The sequence below is a fragment of the Comamonas odontotermitis genome, assembly GCF_040396735.1.
GTDB lineage: Bacteria > Pseudomonadota > Gammaproteobacteria > Burkholderiales > Burkholderiaceae_C > Comamonas > Comamonas odontotermitis_C.
Genome location: NZ_JBEBNZ010000012.1, coordinates 87,003 through 112,440, shown reverse-complemented (window position 1 = coordinate 112,440; position 25,438 = coordinate 87,003). Strand labels below are relative to the sequence as shown.

General features: G+C 64.7%; 27 protein-coding genes. 12 read left to right on the top strand and 15 right to left on the bottom strand.

The genetic code is table 11. The features are described 5' to 3' along the window. Window positions 1–57: 57 nt before the first annotated feature. The 4 genes from ACH2DG_RS12440 to ACH2DG_RS12425 all read left to right on the top strand — a co-directional run bounded on the left by ACH2DG_RS12440 (window position 58) and on the right by ACH2DG_RS12425 (window position 1,958). Window positions 58–648, top strand: a complete 591-nt coding sequence (locus ACH2DG_RS12440) for a hypothetical protein (protein ID WP_395026470.1) — start codon at window positions 58–60, stop codon at window positions 646–648. A gap of 22 nt (window positions 649–670) precedes the next feature. Next, complete coding sequence (locus ACH2DG_RS12435; RefSeq protein WP_395026468.1) at window positions 671–994, top strand: hypothetical protein; 324 nt, start codon at window positions 671–673, stop codon at window positions 992–994. 70 nt (window positions 995–1,064) lie between these two features. Then, on the top strand, window positions 1,065–1,295 hold the full coding sequence (locus ACH2DG_RS12430) for a hypothetical protein (RefSeq protein ID WP_224151049.1): 231 nt from the start codon (window positions 1,065–1,067) through the stop codon (window positions 1,293–1,295). A gap of 120 nt (window positions 1,296–1,415) precedes the next feature. Then, the gene (locus tag ACH2DG_RS12425; RefSeq protein WP_395026466.1) at window positions 1,416–1,958 is read left to right on the top strand and encodes a GNAT family N-acetyltransferase; all 543 of its coding nucleotides are present in this window, start codon (window positions 1,416–1,418) and stop codon (window positions 1,956–1,958) included. A gap of 2 nt (window positions 1,959–1,960) precedes the next feature. Here the strand turns inward: ACH2DG_RS12425 and ACH2DG_RS12420 are convergent, their stop codons facing one another. From ACH2DG_RS12420 to pyrE, 3 genes are all read right to left on the bottom strand, one after another. Beyond that, the gene (locus ACH2DG_RS12420; RefSeq protein WP_395026465.1) at window positions 1,961–2,569 is read right to left on the bottom strand and encodes a DNA-3-methyladenine glycosylase I; all 609 of its coding nucleotides are present in this window, start codon (window positions 2,567–2,569) and stop codon (window positions 1,961–1,963) included. A gap of 19 nt (window positions 2,570–2,588) precedes the next feature. After that, a complete protein-coding gene (locus ACH2DG_RS12415; protein ID WP_395026464.1) occupies window positions 2,589–3,206 on the bottom strand; it encodes a DUF4124 domain-containing protein in 618 nt (205 codons plus the stop codon). Between the two features lie 65 nt (window positions 3,207–3,271). Then, window positions 3,272–3,982: an orotate phosphoribosyltransferase gene (gene pyrE / locus ACH2DG_RS12410; protein WP_395026463.1), complete on the bottom strand. Its 711-nt coding sequence runs from the start codon at window positions 3,980–3,982 to the stop codon at window positions 3,272–3,274. 10 nt (window positions 3,983–3,992) lie between these two features. On the opposite strand from pyrE, the gene ACH2DG_RS12405 reads away from it, so the two are divergent. Beyond that, window positions 3,993–4,796 (top strand): exodeoxyribonuclease III, encoded by an 804-nt coding sequence (locus tag ACH2DG_RS12405; RefSeq protein ID WP_224152560.1) that lies wholly within the window; start codon window positions 3,993–3,995, stop codon window positions 4,794–4,796. Window positions 4,797–4,931: 135 nt separating this feature from the next. Next, window positions 4,932–5,756 (top strand): DUF2789 family protein, encoded by an 825-nt coding sequence (locus ACH2DG_RS12400; protein WP_395026462.1) that lies wholly within the window; start codon window positions 4,932–4,934, stop codon window positions 5,754–5,756. Between the two features lie 149 nt (window positions 5,757–5,905). Here ACH2DG_RS12400 and pntB read toward each other — a convergent pair whose 3' ends face one another. Further along, window positions 5,906–7,318: a Re/Si-specific NAD(P)(+) transhydrogenase subunit beta gene (gene pntB, locus ACH2DG_RS12395; protein WP_224151043.1), complete on the bottom strand. Its 1,413-nt coding sequence runs from the start codon at window positions 7,316–7,318 to the stop codon at window positions 5,906–5,908. A gap of 29 nt (window positions 7,319–7,347) precedes the next feature. After that, the gene (locus ACH2DG_RS12390; protein ID WP_395026460.1) at window positions 7,348–9,012 is read right to left on the bottom strand and encodes a Re/Si-specific NAD(P)(+) transhydrogenase subunit alpha; all 1,665 of its coding nucleotides are present in this window, start codon (window positions 9,010–9,012) and stop codon (window positions 7,348–7,350) included. Window positions 9,013–9,354: 342 nt separating this feature from the next. Here ACH2DG_RS12390 and ACH2DG_RS12385 point away from each other — a divergent pair, with 342 nt between their 5' ends. The 3 genes from ACH2DG_RS12385 to ACH2DG_RS12375 are packed head-to-tail and all read left to right on the top strand — an operon-like array spanning window position 9,355 to window position 12,424. Beyond that, window positions 9,355–9,624, top strand: a complete 270-nt coding sequence (locus ACH2DG_RS12385; RefSeq protein ID WP_395026459.1) for a zinc ribbon domain-containing protein — start codon at window positions 9,355–9,357, stop codon at window positions 9,622–9,624. Between the two features lie 30 nt (window positions 9,625–9,654). After that, on the top strand, window positions 9,655–11,727 hold the full coding sequence (locus tag ACH2DG_RS12380; RefSeq protein ID WP_395026458.1) for a heavy metal translocating P-type ATPase: 2,073 nt from the start codon (window positions 9,655–9,657) through the stop codon (window positions 11,725–11,727). Between the two features lie 58 nt (window positions 11,728–11,785). Then, window positions 11,786–12,424, top strand: a complete 639-nt coding sequence (locus tag ACH2DG_RS12375) for an MBL fold metallo-hydrolase (RefSeq protein WP_395026456.1) — start codon at window positions 11,786–11,788, stop codon at window positions 12,422–12,424. Between the two features lie 72 nt (window positions 12,425–12,496). Here ACH2DG_RS12375 and ACH2DG_RS12370 read toward each other — a convergent pair whose 3' ends face one another. From ACH2DG_RS12370 to ACH2DG_RS12355, 4 genes are all read right to left on the bottom strand, one after another. Then, a complete protein-coding gene (locus ACH2DG_RS12370; protein ID WP_395026455.1) occupies window positions 12,497–12,877 on the bottom strand; it encodes a hypothetical protein in 381 nt (126 codons plus the stop codon). Between the two features lie 8 nt (window positions 12,878–12,885). Continuing rightward, on the bottom strand, window positions 12,886–13,728 hold the full coding sequence (locus ACH2DG_RS12365) for a M48 family metallopeptidase (protein WP_395026454.1): 843 nt from the start codon (window positions 13,726–13,728) through the stop codon (window positions 12,886–12,888). A 66-nt stretch (window positions 13,729–13,794) separates the two neighbouring features. Continuing rightward, window positions 13,795–14,763 (bottom strand): DMT family transporter, encoded by a 969-nt coding sequence (locus ACH2DG_RS12360; RefSeq protein WP_395026452.1) that lies wholly within the window; start codon window positions 14,761–14,763, stop codon window positions 13,795–13,797. A gap of 137 nt (window positions 14,764–14,900) precedes the next feature. Further along, a complete protein-coding gene (locus ACH2DG_RS12355; protein ID WP_395026450.1) occupies window positions 14,901–15,611 on the bottom strand; it encodes a helix-turn-helix domain-containing protein in 711 nt (236 codons plus the stop codon). Between the two features lie 239 nt (window positions 15,612–15,850). Here ACH2DG_RS12355 and ACH2DG_RS12350 point away from each other — a divergent pair, with 239 nt between their 5' ends. The 3 genes from ACH2DG_RS12350 to ACH2DG_RS12340 all read left to right on the top strand — a co-directional run bounded on the left by ACH2DG_RS12350 (window position 15,851) and on the right by ACH2DG_RS12340 (window position 19,371). After that, entirely contained in the window at window positions 15,851–17,203 is a 1,353-nt protein-coding gene (locus ACH2DG_RS12350; protein ID WP_395026449.1) for an AmpG family muropeptide MFS transporter, read from the top strand. Between the two features lie 119 nt (window positions 17,204–17,322). Continuing rightward, on the top strand, window positions 17,323–18,051 hold the full coding sequence (locus ACH2DG_RS12345; protein WP_395026448.1) for a response regulator: 729 nt from the start codon (window positions 17,323–17,325) through the stop codon (window positions 18,049–18,051). A 60-nt stretch (window positions 18,052–18,111) separates the two neighbouring features. After that, window positions 18,112–19,371: a sensor histidine kinase gene (locus ACH2DG_RS12340; protein ID WP_395026446.1), complete on the top strand. Its 1,260-nt coding sequence runs from the start codon at window positions 18,112–18,114 to the stop codon at window positions 19,369–19,371. Here ACH2DG_RS12340 and rbsD read toward each other — a convergent pair. From rbsD to ACH2DG_RS12310, 6 genes are all read right to left on the bottom strand, one after another. After that, window positions 19,368–19,787, bottom strand: a complete 420-nt coding sequence (rbsD, locus tag ACH2DG_RS12335) for a D-ribose pyranase (protein ID WP_395026445.1) — start codon at window positions 19,785–19,787, stop codon at window positions 19,368–19,370. The two genes, ACH2DG_RS12340 and rbsD, sit on opposite strands and share 4 nt — an antisense overlap. After that, entirely contained in the window at window positions 19,784–20,773 is a 990-nt protein-coding gene (gene rbsK, locus ACH2DG_RS12330) for a ribokinase (protein WP_395026444.1), read from the bottom strand. Before rbsK ends, rbsD begins: the two co-directional genes overlap by 4 nt. Beyond that, on the bottom strand, window positions 20,770–21,822 hold the full coding sequence (locus tag ACH2DG_RS12325) for a LacI family DNA-binding transcriptional regulator (RefSeq protein WP_395026442.1): 1,053 nt from the start codon (window positions 21,820–21,822) through the stop codon (window positions 20,770–20,772). The genes rbsK and ACH2DG_RS12325 overlap by 4 nt, the downstream gene beginning before the upstream one ends. Window positions 21,823–21,832: 10 nt before the next feature. Further along, window positions 21,833–22,771, bottom strand: coding sequence for an ABC transporter permease (locus tag ACH2DG_RS12320; RefSeq protein WP_395026497.1), 939 nt, complete (start codon window positions 22,769–22,771; stop codon window positions 21,833–21,835). Window positions 22,772–22,881: 110 nt separating this feature from the next. Then, window positions 22,882–24,456 (bottom strand): sugar ABC transporter ATP-binding protein, encoded by a 1,575-nt coding sequence (locus ACH2DG_RS12315; protein WP_395026441.1) that lies wholly within the window; start codon window positions 24,454–24,456, stop codon window positions 22,882–22,884. A 25-nt stretch (window positions 24,457–24,481) separates the two neighbouring features. Next, window positions 24,482–25,432, bottom strand: a complete 951-nt coding sequence (locus ACH2DG_RS12310) for a sugar ABC transporter substrate-binding protein (RefSeq protein WP_395026440.1) — start codon at window positions 25,430–25,432, stop codon at window positions 24,482–24,484. Window positions 25,433–25,438 lie beyond the last annotated feature (6 nt).

Below are 25,438 nucleotides of genomic sequence, written 5' to 3'. Positions count from 1 at the left end.
TGTGTTGGCTGAAATGGCTGACACAGGGGCGCAGCCGGATTTGCTAGAGTGCGGGCCATGCAATACCAATCTCTGCTCCGCTCCACCCTGTGTCTGCTGTTGATTCCGGCGCTGGCCGGCTGCTCCAGCCTGTGGCCCTTTGGCAAGAAGAAGGAAGAAACCGCGCCAGCGCCACAAAGCAGCAGCGCACCCAAGCCATCCACCAGCGGCAAAGCCGCGCCTCAGGCACCTGCGGCAGGCAGCGGCAGCATCAGCCCCGCCAGCCTGCACGGCGTGTGGGAGTGCAATTTCCAGATCAAGATGGGGGAGGACAGCGCCCACTTCACCTATACCGACCAGTTCAACCCCGACGGCACGCTCAAGGCCCAGGCCTATCTGGTCTACGACATGCCCAGCACCAAGCAGAAATACAGCTTTGTCGTGCAGGGCGAGGGCAACTGGCGCATCGAAGGCAACACCATCACCTTGATCGTACCCAAGGTCGTCAAGCAGGACCGCTCCGAGATCAAGCACCCCGAACTGGTCAACGACAAGGACCTGGTGCCCGAGGACCTGAGCGACACCTGGGCTGTGCAGGCCCACCAGGGCAGGAACATGCGCGTGGTCGCAGGCAGCCTGGCAGACGAGATGCTGTGCCAGAAGGAATAGGCGCCGTTGCCAGAGCCGAGCCATGAATACGCTGTCTCTTTTCTTTTTGCCGGTGGCACTGTGGTGGCCTGCAGCCGTGGCCCTGTCTGTGGTGCTGGTGGTGGCCGCCCTGCTGTGGGCCAGAAAGCGGCTGGTGCCTGCCACCACCCTGCTCTTTTCTGCCTTCGCCCTGCTGTGGTGGCTATTCGGCTTTGTTCTCGCCCTCTGGCCCCTGCACGGGCTTGACGCGTTTGCGCAATGGGCGCGCGCCAGCAGCTACGTAACGGTGCCGCTGTGGATCGGCGGCATTGCCTGGGCGGCGGCCTTGCTGGCGGTGCGTTTGCTGCGGGCGGCCCGCCCGTCCTGACTTGGTGATTTATGCCCATTGACAGTCCGGCCATTTGCGCCACACTCGGTACATGCACAGGAGGCTTGCCATGACCGACATCCACAGCATCAACCTCGACAAGCTGCGCAATATTGTGCAGAAGTTTGCGCACAGCGATTTCACCGCAGCGCAGATCGCCGCCGATTACTGGGACGGTGCCACGGACCAGATTGCCGCAAGCCGCGATCAGTTTGAAGCACTGCTGCAGCGCAATGCGGCGCTGCTGGGGATTCAGGAAGTCAGCGCCACCCAACCCATGCGCTGGCATGCCATGCAGTAGGGATTGCTATCAAAACAAGAGCTATCAGCGCAAAACCCACATGTGCTGACACCTTGTTTCATGGATGCCTGACTGCCCTTTGCGGTGCAGCGCACCCTGCAACGGTGCTAGGCTGTCCGCATGCAGACTGCAACCGCTCCCCTCGCTTTCCGTGATTTTCGCGAGCCCGACCTGCCCGTGCTGGCGCAGGCCATGGGCGATGCCCGCGTCACGCAGTTCTACGGGCTGGAGACCCGCCACACCGATGCACACGCCATTGCGCGCGAACAGCTCGATTGGTACCGCCAACTGGGGGCGGACGGCGAAGGCTGGTGGCAAGCCATCTGCATGGGTGCGAGCGGCGCACAAGCCATTGGCGGCATAGGCCTGTATGACCGCGATGACGATGGCGACAGCGCCGAGCTGGGCTACTGGCTGCACCCCGGCCACTGGGGCCAGGGCATCATGAAAAACGCACTGCGCCAATGGTTGCCAGGCGCCTTTCGCCGTCTGGCCTTGCACAGCGTGGTGGCCTATGTGGAGCCGGACAACACCGCCTCCAGCCGCCTGCTGCGACAGGCCGGGTTCACGCTGGAAGGCCTGCTGCGCGATTGCACCAGGCGCGAGGGGCGCTATGTGTCGCTGCAGCGCTATTCGCTGCTGGTCAGTGAGCTTGGCGACTAGGCCTACGCCCTGGCCTGCAGGGTATGGCAGCCGTGCAGATGGTCGTTGACCATGCCCATGGCCTGCATGAAAGCATACATGGTGGTGGGACCCACGAACTTCCAGCCGCGTTTCTTCAAGTCCTTTGACAGCGCATGCGCCTGGGGGGGAACACCCATCTCGCGCACGGATTCGAGGGTCACGCGTGGGGGCCTGCTGCTGGCAGCGGGTGCGAACTGCCACAGATAGGCGTCAAAGCTGCCGAATTCGCCCTTGAGCTCCAGCAGCCGCTGGGCATTGTTGATCACTGCCTCGATCTTGCCACGGTGGCGCACGATGCCCGGATCGGCCAGCAGGCGCAGGATGTCCGGCTCGCCAAAGCGGGCGATCTGTTCGGCATCAAAGTTGGCAAATCCGGCGCGGAAGCCTTCCCGCTTGTTCAGGATGGTGAGCCAGCTCAGGCCCGCCTGAAAGCCCTCCAGGCAGATTTTCTCGAACAGCCGGCGGTCGTCATGCACCGCAAAGCCCCATTCGTGGTCGTGGTAGTGCTGGTAGTGCGGGGTGGCCATGCACCAGGCGCAACGCACAATACCGTCTTCTGCCTGAGCGAGGCCCGGGGCCAGTGCTTTCATGGAAGTCTCTGCCTTCTGCTTACTTGCTGGCGGGTGCGGACACCCAATACTGCTTGAGCGTCTGGGCCTCTTCGTCGAAGCGCTGGTTGGTGCGCTTGATTTCTTCATTGATCGAGGCCACCTGCTCGTCCACCTCTTTGATGTCTTCGCGGTTGTACTTGAGGCGTGACTGCAGCGATGGCGGTGCTTTGCCGGGGTCCTTCTTGTAGAACTCCATTTCCCCATCGATCTTCTTGCGATCTTCCAATAGGGACACCTTGCGGTCCTGCACAACCTTGATCTGTGTCATCAGGGTCTCAACGGCCTCTGCGCGTTCGGCGTCGTGGGCCGCCTTGTTCGGAAACCGCACGGCCAGCGCGCGTTCGCGGCGTTTGCCATCGCTGGCGCGGTAACGCTCTTCCGCTTCCTTGCGGTTCTGCGCGGCCTGCTCTGCCTTTTCGCGTTCGGAATACGTGGGGCCGATGGTGCGCACCGCGCCGCCCGGCATGGTGACGCGCTGCTCCCGGTCTGCGCAGGCGGCAATGGGACGGTCAGCCGTCAGGCGGCGTCCCATGGCATCCACACAGCTGTACACCGCAGCGGTATTTTGCGCATAGCAGGCGCTGGTGAAGACAGTCATCACCGAAGCGATAGCCACGACACAAGCCACCTTACGCATCCATATACCTCTTCAAAACGAAACAAGCTATGGCATTCTAAACATCAATCGCGCACGCCATACTGCCGTCGGTAAGCCAGCACGCGAGTGTGGTGTTCACGCATCTCTTGGGCCGCGTCTCCCTGGGCAAGGAAGGCCAGCAGGTCTTCGAGCCTGGCGATGGTGGCAACCTTCAGGCCGAGGTGATCGCGTACATACTGCACGGCGCTATGGGGCACGTCCTGCCCGTTCTCGGTGGCCTTTTCCTGCCGGTCGAGTGCAATGGCCATGGCATGTGGCGTGGCACCGGCGCCCCTGATCAGCGCAATGGATTCCCGGGCGGCGGTGCCCGCGCTCATCACGTCGTCAATGATCAATACCTTGCCTTTGAGCGGAGCGCCCACCAGCGAGCCGCCTTCGCCATGGTCCTTGGCTTCCTTGCGGTTGTAGGCAAAGGGCACGTTCCTGCCCTGGCGCGCCAGCTCCACCGCCACCGTGGCAGCCAGCGGAATGCCCTTGTAGGCCGGGCCGAACACCATGTCGAACTCGATGCCGCTCGCGAGGATCGCTTTTGCATAGAATTCGGACAGTTGCGCCATTTTGGCGCCGTCGTCAAACAGCCCTGCGTTGAAGAAATACGGGCTCATGCGGCCGGCCTTGGTTTTGAATTCTCCAAACCGCAGCACGCCCGCATCGACGGCGAAGCGTACAAAATCCTGCGCCAAATCCTGCACCATCTGTGCCGCTTCACCCGACTGTGGGAGACTCTCTGCCATGACCCAATCCTTGTTCAAATTAACCAGCCTCAACCTCAACGGCATCCGCTCTGCCGCCACCAAGGGTGTGATTCCCTGGATCGAAGCGACCCGGCCCGATTGTATTTGCGTGCAGGAAGTCAAGGCACAGCAAGCGGATATGCTGGACAAGTTCGAGATCATCGACGAGATGCGCGGGTACTTTCAGTTTGCGCAGAAAAAGGGCTACTCCGGTGTTGGCGTCTACACCCGGCACGAGCCCAGCGACGTCGTGATCGGCTTCTCTCCGGGTGAGTTCGATGCCGAAGGCCGCTATGTGGAACTGCGCTTTGACACCCCGCAGCGCAAGTTCTCCATCATCAGCTGCTACTTTCCAAGCGGCAGCTCGGGCGAGGAGCGCCAGGCCGCCAAGTACCGCTTTCTGGCCGAGCTGCATCCGCACTTGATGCGCCTCAAGGCCGAGCGCGACTTCATCCTGTGCGGAGATGTGAACATCGCCCACACCAATGCAGACATCAAGAACTGGCGCAGCAACCAGAAGAACAGCGGCTTTCTGCCCGAAGAGCGCGCCTGGATGACACAGATCCTGGAAAAGGAGACCGAGGCCGGCGGCCTGGTGGATGTCTACCGCGTGCTCCAGCCCGATACCACCGATGCCTGCTACACCTGGTGGAGCAACCGAGGCCAGGCTTATGCCAACAATGTGGGATGGCGTCTGGACTACCACCTGGCCACTCCCGCCATCGCAGCCCTGGCGCGCCGTGAACATATCTACAAGGACCAGAAGTTCTCCGACCACGCGCCCATCACCATCGACTACGAGTACAAGCTGTAATCCGGTAGGTGGCAGGCCCCGCCGGAATGCTGCATTCCGTTGCAGCGGCCTGCCTGGCCAGCTTGCCCCGCAAGGCCCGCCATCGCACCCACGCGCACTGCCGCCCCCTTCCTTCCGCCATCAGGAGCGATCTTCATGTCCGATAACTTCTTCCGTTTTCATGATCTGTTTGCGCAATTGGGCCTTCCCAATTCGCCTGAGGCCATTGCCGCCTTCCTCGCACAGCACCGCCCGCTGCCCAATGACACGCTGCTGGCCGACGCTCCCTTCTGGGACGAGGCGCAAGCGCAGTTCATCCGCGAGAAAAAGCTGCAGGATGCGCCCGAATGGACACAGTTGATCGACCAGCTGAGCGAGGCACTGCGCGAGACGCCCGATATCCGCAACGCATGCCGGGTGCTCGCGCTGTCAGGCAGCCTGCGCCATGCGTCCTTCAACACGGCGCTCGCCCGCGCCGCGCAATCCATGGCGCCCCAGGGCATGGAGATCGAAGTGGCAACGCTGCACGGCATTCCGCTGTATGACGGCGACACGGAAGCGGGCGAAGGCATCCCCGCCGCCGTGCTGCAATTGAAGGCACAGATTCTGAAGGCCGACGCCCTGCTGATGGTGACCCCCGAATACAACAACGGTGTGCCCGGTGTCTTCAAGAATGGCATCGACTGGCTCTCGCGCGCAGACATGAGGGCCATCTTTGCCAAGCGGCCCACGGGGATCATCGGCGCCTCGATGAGCGGATTTGGCACCGTCTCCTCCCAGGCCGCCTGGCTGCCCACGCTCAAGCTGCTGGGCGTTACGCTGTACAGCGGCGGCTCGGTGCTGGTGTCGCGCGCGCAGAATGCTTTCAGCGCCGAAGGAGCGTTGACCGATGAAGCGACCCGCAAAAATCTGGGCGCCTACCTGAACGGCTTCCATGAATTCGTGCAGCTGTCGCAGGCGGCGAAAGCAAGCGCAGCGTGACGTGCGCAGGGGCTGAATGTGGAAGCCCCTGCCAACCAGGTTCTCGCAAAAAAGAGAGCAGTTGGCGCCTTGCACCAGCCCGATTCAAGCTGTTTTGGCTTGAATGGGATAACCACCAAGCGCCAATCGCTCCTTTTTTCAGAGCCCCCTCACGCCCGTAGTGCTGCCAGCACTTCATCGAGCATCTTCTTCGCATCGCCAAAGAGCATGCGGTTGTTTTCCTTGTAGAACAACGGGTTGTCTACACCGGCGTAGCCCGATGCCATGGAGCGCTTCATCACGATGGAATGGCGTGCCTTCCACACCTCCAGCACCGGCATGCCGGCGATGGGGCTGGCCGGATCGTCCTGCGCAGCGGGGTTCACGATGTCGTTGGCGCCAATCACCATCGCCACGTCGGTGTCCGGAAAGTCCTCGTTGATCTCGTCCATCTCCAGCACGATGTCGTAGGGCACCTTGGCCTCGGCCAGCAACACGTTCATGTGGCCCGGCATGCGGCCCGCCACAGGGTGGATGGCAAAGCGCACGTTGACACCGCGCTCGCGCAGCGTCTTGACGATCTCATTGACCGTGTGCTGCGCCTGTGCCACCGCCATGCCATAGCCGGGCACGATGACCACGCTCTTGGCCTCGCGCAGCAACTCGGCCGTATCGGCCGCTGTCACCGGCACCACTTCGCCCTGCGGCTCGGCCGCATCGCCCTTCTTGGCTGGCGCACCTGCGCCAGAGCCAAAACCACCCGCGATCACGCTGATGAAGTTGCGGTTCATCGCCTGGCACATGATGTAGCTCAAGATAGCGCCGGACGAGCCCACCAGCGCACCGGTGACGATCAGCAGGTCGTTGCTGAGCATGAAGCCGGTGGCCGCCGCCGCCCAGCCCGAATAGCTGTTGAGCATGGACACCACCACCGGCATGTCGGCGCCGCCGATGGCCATCACCATGTGCACGCCAAACAGCAGCGCAATGACCGTCATCACCACCAGCGGCAGCATGCCCGCCTGCACATCGTGGGCGCCCAGGAACCGTTGGCCCAGCCAGATCACCAGCAGGAGCGCGACCAGGTTGAGCCAGTGGCGCCCCGGCAGCAAGAGCGGCTTGCCGCCGATACGGCCATTGAGCTTGCCAAAGGCGATGAGCGAGCCCGAAAAGGTAACCGCACCAATCAGGATGCCGACGTAAATTTCCACCTCGTGGATCGCCTTTTCCGCACCTGTGAACTGAACGGATGTATCGACATAGCTGGCATAGCCCACCAGACAGGCCGCCAGGCCCACCAGGCTGTGCATCAGCGCCACCAGCTCGGGCATCTGGGTCATCTTCACGACCTTGGCTGCATAGAGGCCGATACCCCCGCCGATGACCAGTGCGATCACGATCCAGGCGATGCCCGAGGGGCTGACCCGTGGGCCGAAGACCGTGGCCAGCACCGCCAGCGCCATGCCGATCATGCCAAACAGGTTGCCGCGCCGCGAAGTCTCCGGGTTGGACAGGCCACCCAGGCTGAGGACAAAGAGAATGGCGGCACCGAGATAGGCCACCGTAGCCATGCTTTGGGACATGTTCGTCTTCCTTCTTGTTGTTGTCGTTGTTACTTGCGGAACATGGCGAGCATGCGGCGGGTCACGGCAAAGCCCCCAAACATGTTGACTGCCGTCAATACGAGCGCAGCAAAGGCCAGCCACATGATCAGCCCGTCAGGCCGTCCGTTCGCGCCAGCCTCGGGTGGTGCGATCTGCACCAGCGCCCCGATGGCGATGATGCTGGAGATGGCGTTGGTCACGCTCATCAGCGGCGTGTGCAGGGCTGGCGTCACGTTCCACACCACCATGTAGCCGATGAAGCAGGCGAGCACGAACACCGTGAAATGCCCCAGGAAGGCCGCCGGCGCATAGGCACCGATCAGCCAGAACAGAACAGCCGCCACGGCAAAGAGGATGACCAGTGCCTTGGCGGACATGGGCGCGCCCGCGCCATGACCATGTCCGCTCTTTTTCTCGGCCACGGGCGCCGCGGCCTTGGGCGCGGGGGCCAGAGCCTGCGGGAGTGGCGGTGCGGGCCAGGTGATAGTGCCGTCCTTGATGACGGTCAAGCCCCGGATCGCGTCGTCCTGCATATTGACCACCGCCACGCCGTCCTTGGCCTTGCACAGCTCTTCGGTCAGGCGCAGCAAATTGGTGGCGTACAGGGTGGACGACTGCTTGGCCAGCCGCGAGGCAAGATCGGTATAGCCAATGATGGTGACGCCATGGCGCACCACGGCCTGGCCGGGCACCGTCAGCTCGCAATTGCCGCCCTGCTCTGCCGCCATGTCGACGATCACGCTGCCGGGCTTCATGCTCTGCACCATCTCGGCCGTGATGAGCTTGGGCGCGGGCTTGCCCGGGATCAAGGCGGTGGTGATGATGATGTCGGCGTCCCTGGCCTGCTGGGCATACATCTTGCGCTGCGCGGCCTGGAAGCCTTCGCTCATCACCTTGGCATAGCCGCCGCCACCCGAGCCTTCTTCCTCGTAATCCACCGCCACAAACTCGCCGCCCAGTGATTTGACCTGATCGGCCACCTCGGCGCGCGTGTCGTTGGCGCGCACGATGGCGCCCAGATTGGCTGCCGTGCCAATGGCCGCGAGACCCGCCACACCGGCGCCCGCGATGAAGACCTTGGCCGGTGGCACCTTGCCTGCCGCCGTGATCTGACCATTGAAATAGCGGCCAAAGGCGTTGGCCGCCTCCACCACGGCCCGGTAGCCCGAAACCCCAGCCATCGACGTCAGCGCGTCCATCTTCTGCGCACGCGAGAGGGTGCGCGGCAGGCAGTCGATGGCCAGCACCGTCGCCTTTCTGGCAGCCAGCTGCTCCATCAGCTCGGGATTCTGCGCGGGCCAGATGAAGTCGATCAATATCTGCCCTGCGCGCATCTGCGCCACTTCTTCGCTGCTGGGCGGGCGCACCTTGAAAATGACGTCGGCTGCGGCCCAGACGGAGGCCGCATCGGGCAGCACTTCAGCCCCGGCCGCACGGTAGGCGTCGTCGCTGCAGTGGGCGGCTTCACCCGCGCCCGCTTCAATGCAGACGCCAAAGCCCAGCTTGGTGAGCTTTTCCACCACCTCGGGCACGGTGGCCACACGCTTTTCCAGCGGAAAGGTTTCCTTCAGGACGCCAATGCGTTGGGCGGCACTGGGTTGGGCGCCATCGCGCGGGACATCACCTGGCAGGGCACCTCCTCCCACGGAGGCCGGGCTCTCGTTGCTGGACATGGCTCATCTCCTATCGTGTTGCATTCATGGCGCGCAGGCGCATTTCACACGGGTTGTAGCATGATCGCCCTGTTTGGGCTATGCGCGTCTGTGCCTATGCCTTATTCCAGCGCAAGACACAGCAACAAGGTGGCCCAGATACCCCAAAGCCCCAACACCGGCCTGGCATGCGGCCGCCTGTGCATGCCCACCCGCTGAACACATGACGCACAGATTACATTTGGGTCATGAATGGAACCAGGGCCACCTGCCCGGCTCTTGAAGCTATATAACTGACGTTATCCAGCCCGTGCGGCGGCAACCAACGCGTCAGTGAATGGTGTAGCAACAGGAGAAATCATCATGGGAATACTGAGTCGGCTTTTTCAATCCCACGGCTATGGCGGGCACCACGGTGGCGGTCATGGCGCAAGGCCTTACTACACCCCTTCGGGCGGGTCGGCACCAGCCGCCAGCACCTGCCCCGGCTGCCGCACCGCGGTGGCGGCCGGTACGCGCTTCTGCCCGCAATGTGGCCAGTCCTTGGGGCCTGCCGCCTGCCTCCAGTGTGGCGCCGGGCTGTCTGCAGGCGCGCGATTCTGCGATCAATGTGGCAAGCCCGCTGCAGGCTGATCCGCTAAGCATTGAAGGAAAGCGACCTCCATGGACGACAAACCAATCAACACCGAGCAGTCCACTGTCCCAGCCGTTGACCCAGGCCACGGCAGCCCCGGCCATCGCCATACCGAAGCTGGCAAGGATGACGGGCACAGCCACGCAGGGCTGTTTGGCGCAAATACCGAAATGGCCTTTGCGCTGATCTGCGGGCTGCTGCTCGCAGCAGGCGCAGCTGTTGGCAAGTGGGTGGCAGGCGCTCCGCCATGGCTGCCGCTGGCATGTTACGTAGCAGCCTACTTTTTTGGCGGCTTTTTCACCTTGCGCGAGGCCATTGGCAATCTGCGTAAAAAGCGCTTCGAAATCGACACCCTGATGCTGGTGGCCGCGGCGGGAGCAGCGGCGCTGGGCTCATGGGGCGAAGGGGCGCTGCTGCTGTTTCTGTTCAGCCTGGGGCATGCGCTTGAGCACTACGCCATGGGCCGCGCCAAACGTGCCATCGAGGCACTGGCCGAGCTGGCCCCCACCACGGCAGTGGTTCGCCGCGACGGACAGCCCGTGGAGATCCCCGTCGAGCAGCTGATCCCGGGCGACGTCGTGCTGGTGCGCCCCAATGAGCGCCTGCCCGCCGACGGGTTTGTGGTGCTGGGCACTTCCAGCATCAACCAGGCACCTGTCACGGGGGAGAGCATCCCGGTGGACAAGCGGCCGGTGCCCGACATCGCGCTGGCCCGCTCGCGGCCCGATGCGGGGGTCGACGCGGCATCACGGGTGTTTGCCGGCACCATCAACGGCGCTGGCGCGATCGAGATCGAGGTCACGCGCCGCTCGGGCGACTCTGCGCTGGCCCGCGTGGTGCGCCTTGTGAGCGAGGCGGAAACCCGCCAGTCCGCCACGCAGCGCTTTACCGACAGATTCGAGCGCATCTTCGTTCCGCTCGTGCTGCTGCTGGCAGTCGTGCTGTTGTTTGCCTGGGTGGTGGTGGATGAGCCGTTCCGCGACAGCTTTTACCGATCGATGGCCGTGCTCGTCGCAGCCAGCCCCTGCGCGCTGGCCATCGCCACGCCCAGCGCCGTGCTCTCGGGCATTGCCCGCGCCGCGCGCAGCGGCGTCTTGATCAAGGGCGGCGCGCCGCTTGAGGAATTGGGCGCTCTGCAGGCCATGGCTTTCGACAAGACCGGCACGCTCACCGAAGGCCGCCCCCGCATCACCGATGTGGTTCCAGGGGACGGTATTGATCCGCAGGAGTTGCTGTCGGTGGCTGTGGCTGTCGAGGCGCTGAGCGACCATCCGCTGGCGGCAGCCATCGTGCGCGATGGGCGCGAACGCCTCGAAACCGGCGTGGAGTTGCCTGCAGCCACCGATTTGCGCAGCCTCACGGGGCAAGGCGTGGTCGCGACCATCGCAGGCGAAACAGTATGGATCGGCAAGGCCGAAATGTTTGGCAGCGGCGACACCGGCCCGCTGGGCACGCCAGCTGCCGCCGCCGTCGCGCAGTTGCGCGAAGCGGGCCGCACCACCATGGTCGTGCGGCGCGGCAGCCGCGATCTGGGCGTCATCGGGCTGATGGACACGCCGCGCGCTGGAGCCCGCGAGGCACTCCAGCAATTGCGGGAGCTGGGCATCACCCGCATGGTCATGATCTCGGGCGACCACACCACGGTGGCCCAAGCCGTGGCCAGGGATGTAGGGCTGGACGAAGCCTGGGGCAACCTGATGCCCGAAGACAAGGTGAGCGCCATTCGCAAGCTGCGCGCGCAAGCCCCTGTGGCCATGGTGGGCGACGGCGTGAACGACGCGCCGGCCATGGCGAATGCCTCAGTCGGGATTGCCATGGGCGCGGCGGGCTCGGACGTTGCCCTGGAGACCGCCGATGTGGCGCTCATGGCCGACGACCTGCGCCACCTGCCGTTTGCCGTGGGGCTGAGCCGCCACACGCGCGGGGTGATCCGCCAGAACGTTTTTGTCAGCCTGGGCATCGTGGCGTTTCTGGTGCCTGCCACCATCATGGGCCTGGGTATCGGCGCCGCCGTGGCGGTGCATGAGGGATCGACGCTGCTGGTGGTGATCAACGCACTGCGGCTGCTCGCCTATCGCGATACGTTGCGACAGCAGGCTTGAGTGCGCGCATGGGCAGAGCGCCGATAATACGCCCTGCCCTTCACCACCTCTGCCTGCCATGCTCCACTACCACACCGTTCCCGTCACCCAGTTCCAGCAAAACTGTTCGCTGGTGTGGTGCGACCAGACCATGGAGGCCGCCGTCATCGACCCGGGCGGTGATCTGGAGCAGATCGGCTGGGAAATCGAACGCCTGGGGCTGACGCTCAAAGCCATCTGGCTGACCCATGCGCATATCGACCATGCAGGCGGCACGGGCGAGCTGGCCGAAAAAATGCAGCTGCCCATCATCGGCCCGCAGGAAGGCGACCAGTTCTGGATTGACGGCTTGCCCCAGCAAAGCCAGATGTTCGGTTTTCCACCCGTGCAGCCTTTCACGCCGACGCGCTGGCTGCACGACGGCGATACGGTAACGATTGGCCAGGAAACCCTGAACGTACGCCACTGCCCGGGCCATACTCCCGGCCATGTTGTCTTCCATGCGCCGCAGATCGATCGCTGCTTTGTGGGCGATGTGCTGTTTGCCGGCAGCATTGGCCGCACGGATTTCCCCCAGGGCAACCACCAACAACTGATCGACTCCATCACCCAGCGCCTGTGGCCGATGGGCGATCAGACGGTTTTCATCCCCGGCCACGGGCCCGAGAGCACATTTGGCCGCGAGCGCAAGATGAATCCGTATGTGTCTGGGACCTGATCAAAAGTGGCATCAGCGCTTTAGAGTAAAGCGCCTCCAGCTACATAAATAATAGCGACTGGTTTTCCATGGTCAGCAGGTCCAATAGATCCTTTTCACCAGATCAACCACCTCGGGCCCGTCGCTGCAGCCGCCTACTTCGGTCGCTGTACGGTCGCCCGCTCCCGCGCCAATGATCCACTGCCCGGTCGGCCGGTTCCACACCAGCGGGCCCTGCGCGATCATGCCCTTGGGAAAAGGCGGGTGCGCCTGCGTGTTGATCACCTGGATGGTTCGCTTGCGGATGATGACCAGCACCTTGGCATGCAGCAGGTTGGGCTGCTCGGCAAAGCGGTGTTCAAAGGTGTAGCGCCCCGGCCGCAATGGGGGCTTTGGATCCCCGGCATGGGCAGTTGACGGCAGTGCAACAGCAGCAGCCAGCGCCAGCACGGGGGTTGCCGCCGGCCATCGCATGGCGGCTGTCAGCGCTTGCGCGCCTGTTCGTACAGGCCTGCCACCTTGGGCACATTGGCCTGCAGCTTGGCGATGCGATCCGGGCCCGTGGGGTGGGTGGACAAAAAGCCGATGCCACCGCCGCCGTTGGCCTGGCCCATCTTCTCCCACAGGGTAACGGATGCCTGTGGGTTGTAGCCTGCGCGCGCAGCCATCTCCAGCCCCACCAGATCGGCGTCCGATTCATCCGAGCGGCTGAATTTGAGCGTGAGCAGCTTACCACCCAGGTTGGCAGCGGCGGTACCCATGTCGCCCAGCCCGAAAATCGCCGCCCCCAAGCGGATGCCCAGGTCGGTGGCCTGTGTCTTGGCCAGTTGTTCGCGGGAATGCTCGCGCAGCGCATGCGCCATCTCGTGGCCCATCACCATGGCGATTTCGTCGTCGGTCAGCTGCAGCTGGTCGATCAGGCCGGTGAAGAAAACGATCTTGCCGCCAGGCATGCAAAAAGCGTTGATCTGCTTGCTGCCAATCAGGTTGACCTCCCACTTCCAGCCCTTGGCACGGTCGTTCCATGCCAGCGCCTGCGGAATCAGCCGCTGCGCAATCGTCTGCAGACGCTGCAGCTGCGCATTGCCGGGCTGCGCCAGCGCGCCTTGCTGCCGGGCCTGCGCAAGCAGTTCACCGTACTGCTGAACGGCAGCCTGCTCCAGCGTCTCGGCAGGCACCAGGTTGCGCATGGCCGACGACTTGCCGACCTCCACCTGCGCCACTACGGGTGTGGCCATGACGAGCATTGCAGCACCCATGGCCAGCCCTTGCAGCAGGCGCCGGGGTGGGTGCAGAGCGGAAAGGAATGCGTTGGTGAGGTGCATGGCTCCTATTATGAAAGCAGGCAAGAAGGCCGTCGAGAGAGAACGCCCTTGCCAATGCCTGCTCCATCAAACGGCAGAAGGCGCAGCCACCGCCATCTCGGCCCGCACCACCACCAACAGGCCCACCAGCACGCCCGCCAACCCCAGCCAGGCCACCAGCGGCTGGTGCTCGCCCACCACCCACACCGCCAGAACGAAAGCGGCAACAGGCTCAATCAAGCTCAGCGCCACCCCCGTGGGCCCGGAGATATGGCGCAAGCCAATCGAAAACAGCATGTGCGCAATGCCCGAGACCACCGCCCCCAGGTAGATGACGACGAGCACGGAGGGCAGGCTCCACTGCGGCAGGCCTGCCTGCACCCAGGCCACGGGGGCTGCCATCAGCGCAGCGCCCGTGAACACATAGAAGTTCACCACCTTGGGCGCCATGTGGCTCACCAGGCGCTTGTTGATGAGCGCATAGCCGGCGTAAGACAGCCCCGCCAGCAGGCACATCACCAAACCCTGCCACGAAGCACTGCCACCGGCGCCCTTGCCCAGCACCATGGCGGCGCCGCCCGCCACGCTCACCAACGTGCCTAGCCACCAGAGTGCAGACAATGGCGCGCGCAGCACCAGCGCCTGCAAGAGGCCCGCCCAGATCGGGCTGCTGCCTATGGCGACTGCCGTGCCCACACCCACACCCGCCAACTGCAGCCCTTCGTAGAAGAACACGCTGTAGCCGCCAATGCCAAGCGATGCCCAGAAAAACCATGACCAGCGCAGCCCTGCAGCGCGCGGGCGCAGTACCAGACTGCCAGGCCTGCGCCGCAGCGCCCACCACAGGGCCAGTCCCAAAAACACACTGGCCGCCGCCAGCTGCGCCGCCCCCACCCAGAAAGGCGAAAGGCCTGCAGCGCCCAGGTACTGGGCCGTACCACTGGTGCCCCACAGCACCCCGGCCAGCGCCACCAGCGCAATGCCTTGCACCGACGAAGATGGCACGCCAGGGCCTGCCTTCAACGAAGAAACAGCCGCAGACGAAGAGGAGGACATGGCAGAAGGATTCATACCGCTATGGTGCGCCTGCAATCGGCCTGCAAATGTCGAGAGACGCTTGCACCGGGTTTTTGCATCAAGAATGGCTTCAGCGCCCTTTCAACAAGCGCGATCAGCTATCAAAAAGATAGAAATCATCGGCTTGAAGACGCTTGCCTGCGCAGGCTGCGGCTGCCCACGCCACGGTCGCGCTTGAGCGCATAGGCCAGCGCGCTGGCACTGCTGTAGCCGCAGCGCAGGGCCGTGGTCTCCAGCGGCTCGCCAGCGGCCAGGGCGCGGCTTGCGGCATCCAGGCGCAGATCGCGCAGCCATTGCTGGGGCGTGCGGCTGGTCAACTCCTGCCAGCGCACATGAAAGCGCTGTGCGCTCAGGTGCGCGAGCGCCGCAAGCCGCGCAGTCGGCCAGTCAGCCGCCAGATCGGCCTGCACCGCTTTGGCGATGGCCTGCACATCGAGCGCGCGGCGCTGCAGCAGCACGGGCGACTGCAGCACCCAGGCGAGATAGGCTTCGGCCATGGTGCCTTGCGAGGCATGCGTGCCCAGCCACGCCGCCGTGGGTGCAGCAAAGCGGCGCAACTGGGCCAGGCCCGCCTGCACCGGAGCATCCACCACGGCAATCGCACTGCCATGCTGGGCCAGGTAGGCATGCGTGGCCCCGGCGGGAATGACCACACCACTGGCCGTATCCACATAGGCAGCCTTGCCGTCCACCTCCAGCTCCATGCGCCCTGCCAGCGCATACAGCAGCTGCACATGGCCGTGGCTGTGCGCCTGCTGTTCGCCGCTGTAGTGGCGCACAGAGTAATCCGGGGCAAGCAGCGGTGAATGCAGGTGCGGATCCGACATGGCGATGCGGCTGAGAAGAATGCCTATCTTACCCGCCACGCCCCACAACCAGCGGCCGCCAAAAGCACTGTCCAAACAGCGTATATTGGCAGCAGTCTGCGGCCCCGCACAGCGTTGCGCCGCAATTGATTCAGGTGCGGTGGACGCAAGCGGGGCACATGCGGGGCGTTTTCCCCAGGAAAACGCCCGCAACGCCTTCGGTTTGTCACAATCGCACCACGTTTTGGCACAGCTTATCCATGGCGGATTCCGCAACCTCTACCGACACACCCGCTCGCCGCTCCTGGGGCGAGACATTCCGCGTCTACACCGAGCCAGCCAGCCTGCGCATGCTGGCCCTGGGTTTCAGCGCCGGGCTGCCGTTCCTGCTGGTGATGGGCACCCTGTCGTTCTGGCTGCGCAAGGCCGGTATCGAGCGCGCCACCATCGGCTTCATCAGCTGGGTGGGTCTGGCGTACGCCTTCAAGTGGGTCTGGTCGCCTCTGGTGGACCGCCTGCCACTGCCCGGCCTGTACCGGCTGCTGGGCCGACGCCGCAGCTGGCTGCTGCTGGCGCAGTGCATGGTGATGGGAGGCATTCTGGGCATGGCCTTCACCGATCCGCAGCAGCACCTGAACACCATGGTGGCCTTTGCCGTTCTGACGGCCTTTGGCTCGGCCACGCAGGATATCGCGCTCGATGCCTACCGCATTGAATCGGCCAGCAGCGACAAGCAGGCTGCGCTGGCGGCCACTTACCAGACGGGTTACCGCATCGCCATGATCTGGGCCGGGGCTGGCGTGCTGTGGCTGGTCGCAGCCGCCCTGCAGTCCGGTGCCGGAGACTACCAGCCGCAGGCCTGGCGCATGGCCTACTGCGTGATGGCAGCTTCGATGGCCGTGGGCGTGCTCACCGTGCTGCTGTCACCCGAGCCGCAGGCCAAGGCCCTGCCTGCCGCGCGCAATGCCCGGGAGTGGCTGCAATCGACCCTGGTGGCACCGTTTGCCGACTTTCTGCAGCGCTACGGATGGCACGCGGCTCTGATCCTCGCGCTGATTGCCGTCTACCGCATCTCGGATGTGGTGATGGGCATCATGGCCAATCCTTTCTATGTGGACATGGGCTACACCGAAGCCGAAGTGGCCTCGGTCAGCAAAGTGTTCGGCGTGATCATGACCCTGGTGGGCGCCTTTGTCGGCGGCATCATCAGCATGCGCATTGGCGTGATGCGGGTGCTGATGCTCGGGGCCGTACTGTCGGCCGCCAGCAACCTGCTGTTTGCCTGGCTCAGCACGCGCGGCCACGATCTGACGGGCCTGGTCGTTGTGGTTTCGGCCGACAATCTGGCCGGTGGCATTGCGTCGGCGGCGTTCATCGCCTATCTTTCAAGCCTGACCAACGTGAACTACTCGGCCACGCAGTACGCGCTGTTCAGCTCGATGATGGTGCTGCTGCCAAAATGGATCGCCGGTTTCTCCGGGCTGTATGTCGACCATTTCGGCTATGCACAATTTTTTGTCTCAACCGCGCTTCTGGGCTTGCCGGTGCTGGTGCTGGTGTGGCTTGCCTCGCGCGTGCATGCGGCGCACAGCGCGCCGCCCGAAAACCAGTAGGAGCCACAGAGAGCCGGTTTACCAAACTTTACGGACGGGACAAGCCTGCGCCATGGCGGCGTGCCAGCATGTTCCACTGTTGAAATCCGCGGGCCCGCCCGCCCACCACCATGACTGCCATGCATACCCACCAACTGTTGATGATCGAAGATGACGAGCGCCTGGCCAATATGGTGACCGAGTATCTGAACCAGTCGGGCCTGCAGGTCACACACATGGCGGATGGCGCCAGCGGCCTCCAGGCGCTGCAAGAGCCCGCCAGCGGCCAGCCAGCCGACCTCGTCATCCTCGACCTGATGCTGCCCGATATCGACGGCCTGGAAGTCTGCCGCCGCATCCGCACCTTGAGCAGCCCGGCCGCCCAGGTGCCCATCCTGATGCTGACCGCCAAGGGAGACCCGATGGACCGCGTGATCGGCCTGGAAGTGGGCGCCGACGACTACCTGCCCAAGCCGTTTGAGCCGCGCGAGCTGCTTGCCCGCATCCGCGCCATCCTGCGCCGCCGGGGCGACGGAGGCGCTGCCGCCGCCCAGCCCGCCCAGATACTGCGCTTTGGCAGCCTGGAGATCGACCGCGATGCGCGCACCGTGACCGTGGGCAGCAAACCGGCCGACCTCACCAGCTACCAGTTTGACCTGCTCGTCACCCTGGCCGAACGTGCGGGCCGCGTGCTCTCGCGCGACCAGATCATGGAAGCCGTGCGCGGGCGCGAACTCGAGGCCTTTGACCGCTCCATCGACGTGCACATGGGCCGCATCCGGGCCGCCATCGAAGCCGACGCGAAAAACCCGCGCCGCATCCTCACGGTGCGCGGTGTGGGCTACGTGTTTGCCAAGCAGCAGGACTAGACTACAAAATCAATAGCAGATAGCGCTCATCCATCAGGCGCCAGAAGCCTCTTCATAGAAATGCAGTTGTACAAGTACTTCGCCGAACGGCTCTACCTCCGCATCTGGCTCACCGTGGTCGGCGGCGTGGCGGTGCTGATTCTGGTGATCGGCTGGGCCTGGCAGGTAGCGGCGGAAAAGAACGCAACCCCCATGCAGCCGCCTGCGCGCGAGCTGTACATCCGGGGCCCAGACGGCTCGGTGCTGCTGCACGGCGAAGCCGTACGCCAGCCGGGCGAGCCTGGCGACAAGGTGCTGTACCTGATCGAAGACGACGCGGGCCGCAGCTTCGAGATGGAACTGCAGCGCCGCAGTGACCGGGGCGGCCCGCACCGGCCACCGCCCAACCTGGGCCCCTGGTGGTTCTGGGTCAAGCCGCCATTCGGTTTCCTGTGGATGCTGGGCCTCATCGGTGTCGTCGTGATCGTCGGTGTGTTCCCCATCATCCGCCGCCTGATGGGGCGGCTGGAGCGCCTGCGCAATGGTGTCAAACAGTTTGGCGACGGCGACCTGTCGGTGCGCGTCGATGTGCGTGGCAACGACGAGGTGGGCGAGCTGGCCCAGCAGTTCAATGCCGCAGCGGCGCGTATCGAAACCCTGGTGCAGTCGCACAAATCACTGCTGGCCAACTCATCGCATGAGCTGCGCAGCCCGCTCACCCGCATCCGCATGGGGGTGGAGTTGATGGGCGACAAGCCTTCGCCCACGTTCAAGCAGGAAATCCAGCGCAATATTGCCGAGTTGGACCAGCTGGTGGACGAAATCCTGCTGGCCAGCCGGCTGGATGCGCGCGAGGCCGACGTGGGCACGCCCGAGCTGATCGATCTGATGGGCCTGTGCGCCGAAGAATGCGCCCGCATCGACGCCGAGCTCGACGTGCATGCCGATGCAGACATCGAAGTGCGCGGCATTGCCAAACTGCTGCGCCGCGCCATTCGCAACCTGCTGGAAAATGCCCGCCGCTACACGCAGGGGCCGATTACCCTCTTCCTGGGCAAGCAGGGCGCCTATGCGGAAATCCGGGTCGCAGACCGCGGCCCCGGTGTTCCCGAAGACCAGCGCGACCGCATTTTCGAGCCCTTCTACCGCATGCCCGGCGCCAGCGAGCGCCATGGCGGCGTAGGTCTGGGCTTGGCGCTGGTGCGCTCGATTGCCGAGCGGCACGACGGCCATGTGCACTGCGAAGCCCGCGAAGGCGGTGGCGCGGTGTTCGTGCTGCGCCTGCCGCTGGCGCCCATGGCAGCGCGGGTGCCTACCAGCGGGCCCGCTACCAAGCTCTAGAAAACCACGCCCGATACCAGTGCCACATTGGCATAGGGCGTGAACTCGCCCGTGCGCACCACGGCCACAGCCCGGGCCGTCAAGGCCTTGAAATCCTCGTGCGAGATGGATTGCGGCGCGGCTGGCAGCCGGTCGCCCTGGCTGGCATACCAGTCGGGCAACGCACCCTTGGCGCCGCTGCCCTCATTGGCAGACAGGCATTCGCTCGCCACCACGGCGCGCTCCACCTGCAGCTCACTCAGAACGGCAGCGAGCACCTGCGCGACCGTTGGCACGCCCTGGGCCACTGCCAGGTCGATGCGGCGCACGCCGGGCGGCACCGGCAGGCCGGCATCGCCAATCACCAGTACATCGCCATGGCCCATGCCGGCAATGACCTGGGACAGCTCGATATTGAGCAAGGGGCTGCGCTTCATACGAGACTCCAACGGGTCGCGCCGGTCAAGGTATCGACTTCGGCAAAATAAGGAATGGATGGCTGCGCACCCGCACGGGTCACGCAAATGCTGGCCGCACGCATGGCCCATTGGGTGGCTTCGTTCAGGCCCAGACCGCGCGCCAGTTGCACGGTGAGTGCGCCCAGAAAGGTATCTCCGGCGGCCGTGGTATCCACCGCCTGCACCTGCGCCGCCTCGTGCCAGTGTGCAACGCCTGGGCTTGCCTCCGTGCCATCATCATTGGCAATGGCCGCATCACACGCCACGGCGCCAAGGGCGCCCAGCGTCACCACCACCTGCGCCACGCCACGGCCCTGCAGCTGGCGTGCAGCAGCAGCGGCGGCCTGGGGGGTATCCACCGGCTGGCCACACAGCTGCGCCGCTTCGCTTTCGTTGACCACCAGCAAGTCCACCATCGGCCACCAGTGGTCTGGCAAAGGCTGCATGGGTGATGGGTTGAATGCCGTTCTGCAGCCCATCTGGCGGGCCAGGCGCAGCGCCTGCTCCACCTCGGCCAGAGGCGTCTCCAGCTGCAGCACCACATAATCTGCGCTCTGCAGTTGCGCCTGCAGCAGGGCCTGCGGCACCCGCAGCAGCTCATTGGCGCCGGGCACCACCACGATCTGGTTCTGCGCCGCATCGTCCACGCTGATGACGGCCACGCCCGTTCCTGCCAGCGCAGTGCGCTGTACATGCTGCACGTCGATATGGTCTGCCCCCAGGCCCGCCAGCAGTTGCTCGGCATAGGCATCTTCGCCCACGCACGACAGCAGCGTCACCGCCGCGCCCTGGCGCGCACAGCTGACCGCCTGGTTGCCGCCCTTGCCACCGGGTACCTGCGCGAGCGATTGGCCCAGCATGGTTTCTCCCGCGCGGGGCATGTGCGGCACGCGCAGCACCAGGTCCATGTTCAGACTGCCCAGCACCACGATGCGCGGCGCCTGGCTCAAAATCGGTGCGCTCACACCATTCCTCCACCCAAAGTTTGCATTGCACGATGGCCCGCAGACTTGCTGCTCGCCCGTTTGACCAGGGCGGGCGCCAGCATCTGCACGGTGGCCGAAGACTGCCGCTGCGCCAGCTTGCCTGCCTGCATATCCTCCCGCAGCAATGCCAGCGCCTGGTGCGCCATGGCCTTGACGGGTTGCGCCACCGTGCTGAGCGGCGGCTGCGTGTAGCTGGCCAGTTCGATATCGTCGTAACCCACCACCGCCACGTCCTGCGGCACCTGCAAGCCGTATTCATGCACCGCCCGCAGAGCACCCATGGCCATCAGGTCGTTGCAGGCCAGCACCGCCGAGGGCCGTGCGGCGGCCGGGCCCTGCAGCAAGGTCTGCATGGCCAGATAGCCGCCGTTGACGCTGAAATCGGCATGCACCAGCAGGTCCGTGCCGTGCCCCATCCGTTGCAGCGCCTGGCGCCAGCCCTGCACGCGCTGCGCGCTGGAAAGCAGATGCTCTGGCCCGCCAATGCAGGCAATGCGCTGGTGGCCCAGGCCCACCAGGTATTCGGTCGCCAGCAAGCCTCCCTGCACATGGTCGGTCTGCACGCAGGGGCGCTCCAGCCCGGCAATCGCGCGGTCGATCAGCACCATCGGCATGGCGGTCTGCGCCAGATGGCGCGACATGGTCTCGTCGTCGCTGGTCGAGGCCACGATAAGGCCATCCACCCGCTTTTGCGACAGCACATCCAGGTAGACCTTCTGGCGGTCGGCATTGTCATCGGTGTTGCACAGCAAAAGCGCATAGCCTGCGGCAAAGCAGGCGTCTTCCACTGCACGCACCAACTCCGCGAAATAGGGGTTGGAGTTGTTGGGCACCAGCATGCCGATGGTGTGCGTGGCGTTCATCTTGAGGCTGCGTGCCACGGCGCTGGGCACGTATCCCAGGCTCTGCACCGCGTCCAGCACGCGCTCCTGCGTGCTGGGCAGGACGGCGCGCGTCTTGTTGAGCACATGCGACACCGTGGTGACCGACACCCCGGCAACGCGTGCGACGTCCTTGATGCTTGTCATCGCCGCCCGATCACGCGCGGCGCGCCGCACGGCGCTGGCGCACGGTGTCAATGATCACTGCCACCACGATCACCGCGCCGGTGATGATGCGCTTGGCCGGCTCGCTTGCGCCTACCTGGGCCAGGCCCGCTTCGAGCACGGCAATGATGAGCACGCCAAAGAACGTGGCGATCACCGAGCCACGGCCTCCCATCAGACTGGTGCCGCCAATCACCACGGCGGCGATCACCTGCAGCTCCATGCCGGTGCCTGCATTCGGGTCGGCGGCCTCCAGCCGCGCAGACTGCATCAGGCCTGCCAAGCCCGCGAGCAGGCCGGTCAGCGCAAACACGATGATGCGGATCGGGCGCGGGTCGATGCCGGCCAGATGCATGGCTTCTTCATTGGTGCCGATGCCGATCACGTAGCGGCCGAACACCGTGCGCGTCAGCACGATCTGGCCAAGGACGACAATTGCCAGCGCGATCAGAAAGGCTGCGGAAACGCCGTCGACAATGGGCGCGGCCAGGCCGGAGATCGCGTCCCCGACATACTGGGTGCGCGAATCGGTCACCAGATAGGCGCCACCGCGCAGCGCCTCCAGCATGCCCAGCGACACGATGAAGCTCGGCAGCCGCCAGGCCACCGACACGGCGCCCGTCACCGCGCCGCACAGCAGGCCGGTGATCAACCCCAGCAGGCCTGCGGTCCAGGGGCCCAGCCCCCACACCAGGATGGCCTGCGCAGCCACCGCCGCCGACAGCGCCAGCACCGACCCCACCGACAGGTCGATGCCCGCCAGGATCAGCACAAAGGTCATGCCCACCGCCATCACCGCAAGCGCAGGGATTTCATTGGCGATGGTGACAAAGGTTTCCTTGCTCCAGAAATACTCGGAGAGGAAGCTGAACAGCGCGATCATGCCGACCAGCACCACCAGCAGGCCCACATAGGTGCCCCTGGCCTGCATGAAGCCTGCGGGTGCAGCCGCCCCAGCGGCTCCGCCTTGCTGCGCGTTGGGTTGTGTTGTCATGGCTTCTCGTCCTCGCCTGCTCTATCTAGATCAATCAATGCAGCGGCTCACGCCGCCAGGGTTGCGTCGGCGGTGCCGGTATTGCCAAATGCTGCGGCCAGCAGTTGCTGGTCCGTCCACTCGCCACGTTCAAACACGGCCACCAGCTGGCCGTTGTGCATCACACCGATGCGGTCGCACATGGCCATCAGCTCCCGCAGATCGCTCGACACCATCAGCACGGCCTTGCCGTCGTCGCACATGCGGTCCACCTCGTGGTAGATATCGGCGCGCGCGCCCACATCCACGCCGCGTGTGGGTTCGTCCAGCAGCAGCACATCGCAGGGCTGGTGCAGCCAGCGGGCAAACACCACCTTCTGCTGATTGCCGCCACTCAAGGTGGAGACGGCCTGCTCCGGCCCGCGCGAACGGATGCGCAGCCGCTCGATGAAGTGCTGCGCCACTGCGCTCTCCTGCGCACGCTGCAGCCAGCCTGCGCGAGCCACCTTGCGCATGCCTGCGAGCGTGGTGTTGGCGCGTATGGATTGCGACAGCAGCAGTCCCTGCGACTTGCGGTCCTCTGTCACCAGCCCGATGCCCGCACGGATGGCATCGACCGGATTGCGCCAGTTGGGCGTGACGCTTGTAGACGTGCGCACGCCAGCCCCGTCCTCTGGCCTGGCATGCACGGTGATCTCGCCTGCATCGGCACGGTCGGCACCGAACAGCAGGCGCGCCAGTTCGGTACGGCCCGAGCCCACGAGGCCAGCCAGGCCCATGATCTCGCCCGCATACAGATCGAGGCTCACGCCACGCACCAGCCTGCCGCGCTGCATGTTTCTGGCCGACAGGCGCAGCGCGCCACGCGCACGGCGCGGGCGGCCTTCGTTGTCCTGCACGGCGTGGCCCACCATGCGTTCCACCAGCTCATGCTCCTGCACACCGGCCATGGGGCGCACGTCCACCAGACGGCCATCGCGCAGCACCGCCACACGGTCGGCAATGCGCTGCAGCTCTTCGAGCCGGTGGGACACATAGACCAGCGCCACACCGCGCGCCTTGAGCAGCGCAATCTGCTCGAACAGGTGCTCGGTTTCCTTGGGCGTAAGCATGGCGGTGGGCTCGTCGAGCACCAGCACACGCGTGCCGTCCCGCAGGTTGCGGGCAATCTCCACCATTTGCTGCTGGCCGATGCCCAGCTGCGACACCGGCGTGTCCGGGTCAATGCCAGTCATGCCGATCTTGGCCAGTTGCTCCACGGCCAGGTCGCGCATGGCAGCGTGGTCCAGCCAGCCCATATGGTGGGGCAGGCGGCCCAGCAGCAGGTTTTCCGCCACCGACAGGGTCGGGATCAGGCCCAGCTCCTGCATCACCATGCGCACGCCATGGTGCTCGGCATCGCGGCGTGATGCAGGGGCAAAGGGCTGGCCATCGAGCTGCATGCTGCCTTGCGACGGATCGGTCAGACCGCACAGGATCTTGGACAAGGTACTCTTGCCCGCCCCGTTCTCGCCGGTCAGCGCCAGCACTTCGCCCGCATGCAGATTGAGGCTCACTCCCTGCAGCACGGTGGTGCCGGAATAGGCTTTGCCAATGTCTTGCAGGCGCACGCGCGGCGTGCCCGGGTTCTCCATCGCATTCATGGCCGTTGTACCGTTTGCGCAGCGTTTATTTGGTGTCCTTGGTGACCAGCACCACATCGGTCTTCACCTCGGCAGGCATGTCGTTCTGCTTTTTCTTCTCGGCCAGGGCCTTCAATGCAATCTCGATGCCGAACACGGCCTGCTTGGCGGCAAACTGGTCGGCAGTGGCCAGCACGCGGCCGTCCTTGAGCATGGGCTTGATGGCGGCGATGTTGTCGTAACCCACCACATCCACCTTGCCGGTGCGGCCCGAGGCCTTGACGGCTGCAACCACGCCCAGCGCCATGCTGTCGTTGCCGGCCAGAATCGCCTTGAGGTCGGGGTTCTCGCGCAGCATGCCGGCTGCCACAGTGTTGCCCTTGTCGATTTCCCACTGGCCCGACTGCACGCTCACCACATTGATGCCAGCGGCCTTCATCGCGTCCTGGAAGCCCAGGGTGCGCTGCTGCGCATTGAAGGTGGTCGACACGCCTTCCACAATGCCCACCTTGTCGCCGGATTTGAGCTGCTTGCCGAGGAAATCGCCCACCAGCTTGGCGCCGGCACGGTTGTCGGGGCCGACAAAAGGCACGCTCAGGTCCTTGCTCTTCAAGGCATCGGCGTCCAGCTTGTTGTCGATGTTGATCACCAGCACGCCCTTGTCGGCGGCGGCCTTGAGCGTAGGCACCAGCGCCTTGGAGTCGGCCGGTGCAATCACGATGGCATTGACACGCTGGGCCACCATCTGCTCGACCATCTTGATCTGGGCTGCCGTGTCGGTCTCGTCCTTGATGCCGTTGGCCAGCAGGGTGTATTCGGAAGCATGCGCCTTCTGGTGCGCCTTGGCGCCATCTTCCATCGTGCGGAAGAATTCGTTGGCCAGCGACTTCATCACCAGCGCCACCTTGGGCTTGTCAGCCGCAGCAGCGTTGTGGGAGAAACCAGCCACGGCAGCCAGGGCCAGCGCGGCAGTCAGGGTACGGCGGGAAAAGCGCATGAGAGT

Bases quoted from the DNA above. Each gene is read 5' to 3' on its own strand.
- ACH2DG_RS12385 (WP_395026459.1), top strand. From the start codon at position 9,355: ATGGGAATACTGAGTCGGCTTTTTCAATCCCACGGCTATGGCGGGCAC.
- ACH2DG_RS12430 (WP_224151049.1), top strand. From the start codon at position 1,065: ATGACCGACATCCACAGCATCAACCTCGACAAGCTGCGCAATATTGTG.
- ACH2DG_RS12340 (WP_395026446.1), top strand. From the start codon at position 18,112: ATGCAGTTGTACAAGTACTTCGCCGAACGGCTCTACCTCCGCATCTGG.
- ACH2DG_RS12325 (WP_395026442.1), bottom strand. From the start codon at position 21,822: ATGACAAGCATCAAGGACGTCGCACGCGTTGCCGGGGTGTCGGTCACC.
- pntB (WP_224151043.1), bottom strand. From the start codon at position 7,318: ATGTCCCAAAGCATGGCTACGGTGGCCTATCTCGGTGCCGCCATTCTC.
- ACH2DG_RS12390 (WP_395026460.1), bottom strand. From the start codon at position 9,012: ATGTCCAGCAACGAGAGCCCGGCCTCCGTGGGAGGAGGTGCCCTGCCA.
- ACH2DG_RS12360 (WP_395026452.1), bottom strand. From the start codon at position 14,763: ATGTCCTCCTCTTCGTCTGCGGCTGTTTCTTCGTTGAAGGCAGGCCCT.
- ACH2DG_RS12435 (WP_395026468.1), top strand. From the start codon at position 671: ATGAATACGCTGTCTCTTTTCTTTTTGCCGGTGGCACTGTGGTGGCCT.
- ACH2DG_RS12440 (WP_395026470.1), top strand. From the start codon at position 58: ATGCAATACCAATCTCTGCTCCGCTCCACCCTGTGTCTGCTGTTGATT.
- pyrE (WP_395026463.1), bottom strand. From the start codon at position 3,982: ATGGCAGAGAGTCTCCCACAGTCGGGTGAAGCGGCACAGATGGTGCAG.
- ACH2DG_RS12315 (WP_395026441.1), bottom strand. From the start codon at position 24,456: ATGAATGCGATGGAGAACCCGGGCACGCCGCGCGTGCGCCTGCAAGAC.
- ACH2DG_RS12400 (WP_395026462.1), top strand. From the start codon at position 4,932: ATGTCCGATAACTTCTTCCGTTTTCATGATCTGTTTGCGCAATTGGGC.
- ACH2DG_RS12345 (WP_395026448.1), top strand. From the start codon at position 17,323: ATGCATACCCACCAACTGTTGATGATCGAAGATGACGAGCGCCTGGCC.
- ACH2DG_RS12380 (WP_395026458.1), top strand. From the start codon at position 9,655: ATGGACGACAAACCAATCAACACCGAGCAGTCCACTGTCCCAGCCGTT.
- ACH2DG_RS12365 (WP_395026454.1), bottom strand. From the start codon at position 13,728: ATGCACCTCACCAACGCATTCCTTTCCGCTCTGCACCCACCCCGGCGC.
- ACH2DG_RS12310 (WP_395026440.1), bottom strand. From the start codon at position 25,432: ATGCGCTTTTCCCGCCGTACCCTGACTGCCGCGCTGGCCCTGGCTGCC.
- ACH2DG_RS12420 (WP_395026465.1), bottom strand. From the start codon at position 2,569: ATGAAAGCACTGGCCCCGGGCCTCGCTCAGGCAGAAGACGGTATTGTG.
- ACH2DG_RS12320 (WP_395026497.1), bottom strand. From the start codon at position 22,771: ATGCAGGCCAGGGGCACCTATGTGGGCCTGCTGGTGGTGCTGGTCGGC.
- ACH2DG_RS12425 (WP_395026466.1), top strand. From the start codon at position 1,416: ATGCAGACTGCAACCGCTCCCCTCGCTTTCCGTGATTTTCGCGAGCCC.
- rbsD (WP_395026445.1), bottom strand. From the start codon at position 19,787: ATGAAGCGCAGCCCCTTGCTCAATATCGAGCTGTCCCAGGTCATTGCC.
- ACH2DG_RS12370 (WP_395026455.1), bottom strand. From the start codon at position 12,877: ATGCGATGGCCGGCGGCAACCCCCGTGCTGGCGCTGGCTGCTGCTGTT.
- ACH2DG_RS12355 (WP_395026450.1), bottom strand. From the start codon at position 15,611: ATGTCGGATCCGCACCTGCATTCACCGCTGCTTGCCCCGGATTACTCT.
- ACH2DG_RS12350 (WP_395026449.1), top strand. From the start codon at position 15,851: ATGGCGGATTCCGCAACCTCTACCGACACACCCGCTCGCCGCTCCTGG.
- ACH2DG_RS12375 (WP_395026456.1), top strand. From the start codon at position 11,786: ATGCTCCACTACCACACCGTTCCCGTCACCCAGTTCCAGCAAAACTGT.